This window comes from Mycobacterium sp., assembly GCF_044370595.1.
GTDB lineage: Bacteria > Actinomycetota > Actinomycetes > Mycobacteriales > Mycobacteriaceae > Mycobacterium.
The window spans coordinates 1-7,545 of sequence record NZ_JBILVF010000161.1 but is presented as its reverse complement, the minus strand read 5'-3'; the positions used below and the strand labels follow the sequence as shown (position 1 = coordinate 7,545).

The following is a 7,545-nucleotide window of genomic DNA, read 5'->3' as shown; positions in this document are numbered from 1 at the left end:
GGCCTTCGACAGGCCGTTGAAGGTCAGGCACAGCAGATCCGGCGCCACCGTCGCGAGGCTGACGTGGGTGGCGTCGTCGAAGAGGATCTTGTCGTAGATCTCGTCGGCCAACAGCAGCAGTTGGTGCTTGCGGGCCAGATCGGCCATCTGCTGCAGCACTTCTCGGCTGTAGACCGCCCCGGTCGGATTGTTCGGGTTGATCACCACCATGGCCTTGGTCCGCGGGGTGATCTTGGACTCGAGGTCGGCGATGTCCGGTTGCCACCCGTTGGTCTCGTCGCACAGGTAGTGCACCGGAGTGCCGCCGGCCAGTGAAGTCGATGCCGTCCACAGCGGGTAGTCCGGCGCCGGGATGAGGACCTGATCGCCGTTGTCGAGTAAGGCCTGCAACGTCATGGTGATCAACTCGGAGACGCCGTTGCCCAGGAACACCGAGTCGACGTCGAAGCGGGGGAATCCGTCGACGAGTTCGTAGCGGGTGACCACCGCCCGCCGGGCGGACAGGATTCCTTTGGAATCTGAATAGCCCTGGGCCTGGGGGAGTGCCTGGATCATGTCGCGCATGATCACGTCGGGCGCCTCGAAGCCGAACGGGGCGGGGTTTCCGATGTTCAGCTTCAGGATCCGGTGGCCTTCGGCCTCAAGGCGTGCAGCATGGTCGTGTACCGGTCCCCGGATCTCGTAGAGGACGTCCTGCAGCTTGGTGGACTGCGCGAATGTCCGCGGCCGGGGATGGTGGCTGGTGGAATGCCACGGCAGCTGGTGGGTGGTCACGCGAATGATTGTCCCCCATGGGGCGAGGGCGGCCCAAACCGTTTATCCGTCACGGCTCGGACTCGGTTTCGCCACACGTTGCTCGTCACTGGCCCGTTCGGCCGCGGGGGGCGGTTAACTGACTACCGCATACAGGAGGCAACCAGGATGAATCTGACATGCAAGACCATGGCGACGGCGTGCGCCGCGGCCGCGCTGACCGTCATCGGTCCGGCAGGTCCGGCTGTGGCTGTGCAGCTCTTCAACGGCATCTACGACATTGACGGGGCGTCTGAAGAGTTCTACTGGACCGTCCAGTCCACCTGCGTCACGGACGGCTGCACCGCGAACATCATGAGCAACCGCGGCTGGACGGCGGTGGCAACCCTGACCGGCGGCCGATGGAACTTCAACACCTCCAAACCGGACGCGATCGTGTGCCCCGACGGCAGATTTGCGCCGATCGTCCTGCGCTACTCCCTGGACGCGGCGACCTTGGGTGGAATCGTGACCGCCGACTCCAACGGTGAATGCGCCGGCGGTCAGGTCACCCAGGTTCCGATTCAGATGAAGAAGGTCGGCTGATCTTCGGTTGAGCGGTCTCCGAATCCAAGCGCATTGTTCCCAACGTGGAGTCGTAGCGGCTCAAGGCCTCGCTCAGTCCTGCGCGATTGACGATACCCAGCTTGGGGAACAGCCGGTACAGGTGGCCGTCCACGGTGCGTGGCGAGATGCTGAGTGCGGCGGCAATCTCCTTGGTGCTTCGCCCGGAGGCGGCGAAGTCGGCGACCCGGCGCTCCTGAGCGCTGAGCGGGACGGTTTCACCCAGCGATTGTTTGACTGAGGCGCCGGCTGCGCGCAGTTCGGCGCGAGCCCGTTCGGCCCACGGACGCGCACCCAGTTGATCGAAGCCGTCGGCCGCCAACTCCAGCTCGACCCGCGCCTCGGTGTGGCGGCGCGCGCGGCGCAGCCACATGCCTTGCGCCAAATGAATTCTCGCGTGTTCGAAGGGGAACTCGGCGATGCCGGGGTGGGTGAGCGCGGACTGGTAGAGCGAACCGGCTTCGGAATCGGGCGCCGTCATCGCCGATATCGCGCTGGTCAGAGCCGCGACCCGCGGAGAGATCTCGGCCAGGTTCAATCGCACCGCTTCGTCCGCGAGTGCACGGGCCTCGTCAGGTCGCCCGGAGCGCAGTGCCGCCTCGACCGAATCCAGAATGTCATCGCCCACCTCGTGAATGTTGTGGCGCGGCCAGTGTCCGGGCGGGCTGATCCTGGTCGCCGCGCGATACGCCGCCTCGTAGTCGGCGTCGGCGAGGGCGACCCGCACCGCGATTCGGTCCGCGGCATCCAGGAGCCGTTGCAGCCCTCGGGGTTTGGACCAGGCCGTCACGTCAGCGGCGTACCGAAGTGCGGTCTCCATGTCGCCTCGGCCGGCGGCCAGTACCCCGAGGTCGGCGAGTAATTGGTGACGGCGCAATTGGCTGCCCGGGATCCGCTGCGCCATCTCCAGGCAGGCTGCTCCGACCTGCTCGGCCCGGTCCCATTGCCCAGTGGCGATCAGGTCCAGGACCACGACCCGCCCGCACTCGATGGCATCGACGGACGCGCCGTGCTCGCTCAGCTGTGCGAAAGCCGCTTGGAGCGGAGCGCGAAAATCTGTCATGGCCCCGGTGCAGTACGCCGGAAACGACAGCAGCGCCATCCGCTGCGCCGGCGCCTGGGGCAGCAACTCCACGGCCCCGGACAACATCGAACGGACGGCGTTCGCGGTGGCGGCGATGTCCTCGATGCCGGTCCGGTACGTCAAGACCGCCGGGTCCGGTCGCGCCTGCAAGGCGTGCAGCGCGGCGTTGGTCTGCTCCCAATGCCGGGCGTCGCCGGAATAGTTGGTGATCGACAACAGCAGGTGTACCAGTCGATTCAGGGTTTTGTCGTCCAGTGCGTCGGACTTGCTCAGGGCGTCAAGGACCCGGCGGTGGGTTGAGGTCACCTCGCCATGGGTGTGAAATGCACGGTAGGAATCCGCCAGGACCGCGAGCGCCGAGCCGCTTTCGCTGGTTTCGGTACTTTCGAGCAGATCCTGCGCCCCGCCGACCTGGCCTGCCCGGGCGGCGACGAAGACCGCGTCAGCCAGCAACTCGGTCCGGCGGCCAAGGTCGGTACTCAACTCGGCGGCCCTGCGCAGCCACTCGACGGCGACCGAAAGCCCGCCCCGGCGAATGGATACCTTCGCGGCCCGAGCGAGCAGGTCGGCCACGTGTTGATCGGGTTCGGTGGTCGCCGCGGCCAAGTGCCAGGCGTGGCGCACCAGTACGTCCTCGTAGAGTGCGGCGAGGTCGCGGTGAGCGTCGCGGCGGTCCTGCGGATCGGCCTGATGGATGACCGCGGCACGAACCAGGGGATGGCGAAAAGCGATCTCCCCCAGGGGATTCACTACCAGAAGCCCCGCGGTGACTGCGGGCTTGACGTTGCGCATGACATACCTTGCCCGGGTCGAGGACCCGACGCTGCCGGCGACGCCGTCGAGTGCCGCCCGAAGCAACTCGGTGCGAACAGCAGCGTCGGTTTGTCCCAGCCGCCCCGCGAACACCGACACCAGACGCTCAGTCAACGGCAGCGTCGCAGCACCGTGTTCGATCTGATCAGCGCCCCGCGGAAGCTCGGCCAACGCCAGCGGATTGCCCGCCGCCGCGGCCAGGATCGCCCGTCGTGCGGCCGCCGTCAAGGGCACCCCCGCGCTATCCAACAGCCGTGCCGAATCCTCGTAATCCAGCGGAGCGACCGGCACGTCACTCCAGCCCGCACTGGTGAACGCCGACTGGTGCGGTATCCGGCGCCCGACCACGATGCGGACGTGAGGATGGGTCAGTCGACGCCCCACGGCACTGAGGACCTCTGCGCTGACGCTGTCCAACCAGTGGCTGTCGTCGATGACCAGCAGCACCGACTGGGTGTGGGCCGCCGCCTCCAACAGATTCAGCAACGCTGCCACCAGGGGTAACACCGCCACCAGGGAAGTCGAATCGCCGCCGAGGACCGAGGCCAGCACCCCACGATCCTGCTCGTCCAGGTCGGCCTGGAACGGTTTCAGCCCGTGCACCACCTGATTCAGCCCGCCTAAAGCGAAGGGCTGCTCGGCCTCTACACCCAGGACCCGCACCACCTGCCAGTCAAGGGCCGTCGCGAGCGTGCACACCTGATCGATCAACACCGTCTTGCCGACGCCCGGCTCCCCGGACACTACAACGGCCCGCTTGCCGTCCTCGGTCAGCACCCGGCTCAGCTGAGAAAGTTCGGCCTGTCGGCCGATCAGCTCGCTTCCCCGGGGCATGCCTTCATTATCGAAGCAAGTGGGGAGAATTCGAGTAATTTCACCCATCCCTGCGGGGGCTTCTGGAGCTTAAGCTCGCGGATAAGCGGACCATGACAGTGAAGGAAGTGAAGCATGACAGGACCCATGCAGACCGATGCCGCCACACTCAGTGCGGAGGCCGCAAATTTCGACCGGATTGCCGGCGAACTCAAGGCAGTGATCCAAGGGGTGGAGTCCACCGGAGCCGAACTGGCCAGCGGATGGCAAGGCCAAGCGGGAACAGCTGCCCAGCAAGCGTTGGTGCGCTTCCAGGAGGCCGCCCGCGCTCAGGAAAGCCAGCTCGTCGAAATCTCCAGCAATATCTCGCAGGCCGGAATTCAGTACACCAGCTCCGATGATGAACAAGCCGGGTCGCTGTCCAGCCAGATGAACCTCTGACTTAACCCGACAACGATAAAGAAGGAGCATCACCGTGTCAGAGCAGAAATGGGACTTTTCCGGAATCGAGGCCGGATCAAGCGCGATTCAGGGGTCCGTCGGTACGACCCAGGGCCTTCTTGATGAGGGCAATACATCACTGAAAAACCTTGCCGCCGCATGGGGCGGCAGTGGCTCGGAGGCCTATCAGGCTGTGCAGCGGCGCTGGGATGCCACCAGTGCCGAACTCAACACGAGTCTGCGGGAACTGGCGAACCGCATCAGCGAAGCCGGTGCCAACATGCAGAGCACGGAAAAGGGCGTAGGAAACTTGTTCGGCGGATAGCCGCCGCGCACATGTGTCTGACGCAGGGCGAGATCCGCATCGCTGGGTCTCGCCCTGTCGCTATACATACAATCTGTACAAACTCGACGGAAGATGGTGACGGTGCTCGGCGATAAACTGCCACTGCGGCCGAAGGCCCTAGTGACGGAACAGCGCCGATGACATCTCTGATCGCGCCGGTTGCCGGTGCCGCACCAAGAAATCCGGCGGCGGCTCCGGGTCAACCCGCGACCACCCGGGTGACTATCCTCACCGGGAGGCGGCTGACCGATCTGGTGCTGCCGGCGACGGCGACCATGGATTCCTACCTCGACGACACCGTCGCCGCCCTCGCCGAGTTATCTGATGACGCCCCCGCCGACGTGCTGGCCGGATTCGATTTCGCCGAACAGGGCGTGTGGGCATTCGCCCGGCCGGGCGGCCCGCCATTGAAGGCCGACCAGTCACTCGACGACGCCGGGGTGGTCGACGGATCACTACTCACCCTGGTGACGGTGAGCCACACCGAGCGGTACCGGCCACTCGTCGAGGACGTCATCGACGCGATCGCGGTCCTCGACGAGTCGCCCCAGTTCGACCGCAGCGCACTCAATCGTGCTGTTGCGCTGGGTATCCCGGCGCTGCTGATGGTACTGAGCGCGGTGGCGGTACAGGCGTGGTGGAATACCGGGCGCAACCCGCTGTGGTCGGCGGCATTGGGCGTCCTGGGTGTGGTGCTGCTCGCGGGCAGCATGGCCGCGACGAGAATCTACAAGAACGCCGGCCTGTCGGAGAGCCTGCTGGTGGCAGCATTCCCGGTGACCGCAGTTGCGGCCGCATTGGCGGTGCCACTGCCCGTCGGCAGCGACGGACTGGGCGCGCCGCAACTCGCCGGCGGCGCCGCGGCCGTGATGTTTCTGGCGTTGGTGACCCGTGGGGGTCCCCGCCGGCGGGCACAGGTAGCCACCTTCGTCGTCGTCACCGGGTTGGCCATCACCGCGGCCGCCATCGCGTTCGGCTACGGGTGGGAGCAGTCGGTACCGTCCGGGGCGATCCTGTTCGGCTTGTTCATCGTGACCACCGCCGCCAAACTGACTGTCCTGATCGCCCGGATTGCGCTACCACCGATCCCGGCGCCGGGTGAGACCGTCGAGATCGACGAATTGCTGGATCCCGTTGCCGCAGAGGGTGATACCGGTAACCAGACACAGACCTGGAAGGCCATCATCGCCTCGGTTCCGCAGTCCGCGGTGCGGCTCACCGAGCGCAGCGAACTTGCCAAACAATTGCTGATCGGGTTCGTGATGGCCGGTACCCTGGTGATGGCCGTCGGTGCCGTCACGATGGTGGTACGCGGGCATTTCTTCATTCACAGCGTCGTGGTGGCGGGCCTGGTCGCGGTGACGTGCGCGTTCCGATCGCGGCTCTACGTCGAGCGGTGGTGCGCCTGGGCACTGCTCGCGGCCGCCGCCGTCATCCCCCTGGGTGTGGTGGCACGGCTCAGCCAGTGGTACCCGTACAGCGCATGGTGGATGCTGGCCGGCTACCTCGGTGTTGCTGCCGTGGCGCTGGCCGTCATCGCGGCCACCTCCGGGATGGGCCGTATCTCGCCGGTTTCCAAGCGGATTCTGGAGATCATCGACGGTATCGTGATCGCGTCCATCATTCCGATGCTGCTGTGGATCGCCGGCATTTACGACACGCTCCGCAATATGCGGTTCTGAGCCACCGGGTCACAGGGCGGACACGGTGGGCGGAACACCTGCGCGACACCGGTTACCGGGGGGCATTCAGCGATGGTGGCCCTCCGGTGTACGCGGCCCACTGATCGCCGCTGGGATCGTGGCGGCGGTCATGGCCGCCGCGGTGGCACTGGTCCGCAACGCCTCGAGCATCGACCCGCAACCTCCGCCCAACCCGCCCGCCGGACCGCTGCCCATACCGGTGGAGGCGGTGCCGGAATTCTGCGCGACGCTCTATGAACTCCACGGCACCGACTGCGCGAAACTGCCCGTCATCAGTGCCCCGGGCGCACTGGGCCCGGCCAATGCCGGTGGCCCCGGCGGCGGCACCGACTGGGAAGCGGCCTACCCGGGGTCGAACGTCTGGATCCCCGAAGACCAGATCACCGGCAGGCTATTCGTGCTGCTGCCCGACTCGACCGTGGCGCCACCCGAGGGCGATCAGGAGATCGGCCGGTTGCCCGACGGCACGGTCCTCTACTGGGATCCGACTCCCGACCCCGCCACTGCGGGGGGCCAGTGACTTTCACCGAAAGGGTTCTGTCGTGACTGAACCGCTATCCGTCGACACCTCCGGACTCCGCGCCGCGGCGGGTGTACTGGGTGACCTCGACGTCCCGCCACCCCCGAAGCCGTTTGCGGTTACTGGATTCGATGCGATGTCTGCGGCGATCAATGAGGTGCTGCCGACTATCGAGACACCGGTGATCGACGGATTGCCGGTCGCCGAGGCGGCATTGAAGAAAACTGCCACGGATATGGCCACTGCCGCCGATCGGTACGACCAGACCGATAGTAAGTCGGCCGCGGACATAGCGGGGACGCAGTTCAACAGCGAGGACACCACGGCGCGCAAGAAAACCACGTCTGCCGCAACGCCCGCGGCCAACGACACGGGTGCCGACACGGCGAAGCCGGCCGCCAGCGCCTTCGAGCAGTTGTCTGGGCAGTTGTCGGAGCAACTGGACTCGCTCGCCGGAAAACTTCCGTCG

Annotated in this window: 7 protein-coding genes and 1 pseudogene; 6 read left to right on the top strand and 2 right to left on the bottom strand. The window is 66.2% G+C overall.

The window, feature by feature from the left end; translation table 11 throughout:
* The coding region (locus ADBZ5N_RS16020) for a pyridoxal phosphate-dependent aminotransferase (protein ID WP_526259090.1) at positions 1 to 783 on the bottom strand (783 nt) is incomplete at its 3' end.
* Positions 784 to 921: 138 nt separating this feature from the next.
* Between ADBZ5N_RS16020 and ADBZ5N_RS16015 the strand changes: the two genes are divergently transcribed.
* Positions 922 to 1,338, top strand: a complete 417-nt coding sequence (locus ADBZ5N_RS16015) for a hypothetical protein (protein WP_526259086.1) — start codon at positions 922 to 924, stop codon at positions 1,336 to 1,338.
* On the opposite strand, the gene ADBZ5N_RS16010 is transcribed toward ADBZ5N_RS16015, so the two are convergent.
* The gene (locus ADBZ5N_RS16010) at positions 1,301 to 4,087 is read right to left on the bottom strand and encodes an AAA family ATPase (protein ID WP_526259084.1); all 2,787 of its coding nucleotides are present in this window, start codon (positions 4,085 to 4,087) and stop codon (positions 1,301 to 1,303) included. The genes ADBZ5N_RS16015 and ADBZ5N_RS16010 overlap by 38 nt on opposite strands.
* A gap of 114 nt (positions 4,088 to 4,201) precedes the next feature.
* On the opposite strand from ADBZ5N_RS16010, the gene ADBZ5N_RS16005 reads away from it, so the two are divergent.
* The 5 genes and pseudogenes from ADBZ5N_RS16005 to ADBZ5N_RS15985 form a co-directional block, all read left to right on the top strand.
* Positions 4,202 to 4,507, top strand: coding sequence for a WXG100 family type VII secretion target (locus ADBZ5N_RS16005; RefSeq protein ID WP_526259082.1), 306 nt, complete (start codon positions 4,202 to 4,204; stop codon positions 4,505 to 4,507).
* A gap of 34 nt (positions 4,508 to 4,541) precedes the next feature.
* Positions 4,542 to 4,832: a WXG100 family type VII secretion target gene (locus ADBZ5N_RS16000; protein WP_526259080.1), complete on the top strand. Its 291-nt coding sequence runs from the start codon at positions 4,542 to 4,544 to the stop codon at positions 4,830 to 4,832.
* Positions 4,833 to 4,999: 167 nt separating this feature from the next.
* Positions 5,000 to 6,535, top strand: coding sequence for a type VII secretion integral membrane protein EccD (gene eccD, locus ADBZ5N_RS15995; protein WP_526259088.1), 1,536 nt, complete (start codon positions 5,000 to 5,002; stop codon positions 6,533 to 6,535).
* A gap of 25 nt (positions 6,536 to 6,560) precedes the next feature.
* On the top strand, positions 6,561 to 7,076 hold the full coding sequence (locus ADBZ5N_RS15990; protein ID WP_526259078.1) for a hypothetical protein: 516 nt from the start codon (positions 6,561 to 6,563) through the stop codon (positions 7,074 to 7,076).
* Between the two features lie 22 nt (positions 7,077 to 7,098).
* Positions 7,099 to 7,545 (top strand): annotated as a pseudogene (locus tag ADBZ5N_RS15985) (hypothetical protein); the annotation flags it as partial.

What these genes read in the sequence shown, in the direction of transcription:
- ADBZ5N_RS16015 (WP_526259086.1), top strand. Translation starts at nt 922, where the DNA reads ATGAATCTGACATGCAAGACCATGGCGACGGCGTGCGCCGCGGCCGCG.
- ADBZ5N_RS16005 (WP_526259082.1), top strand. Translation starts at nt 4,202, where the DNA reads ATGACAGGACCCATGCAGACCGATGCCGCCACACTCAGTGCGGAGGCC.
- ADBZ5N_RS16010 (WP_526259084.1), bottom strand. Translation starts at nt 4,087, where the DNA reads ATGCCCCGGGGAAGCGAGCTGATCGGCCGACAGGCCGAACTTTCTCAG.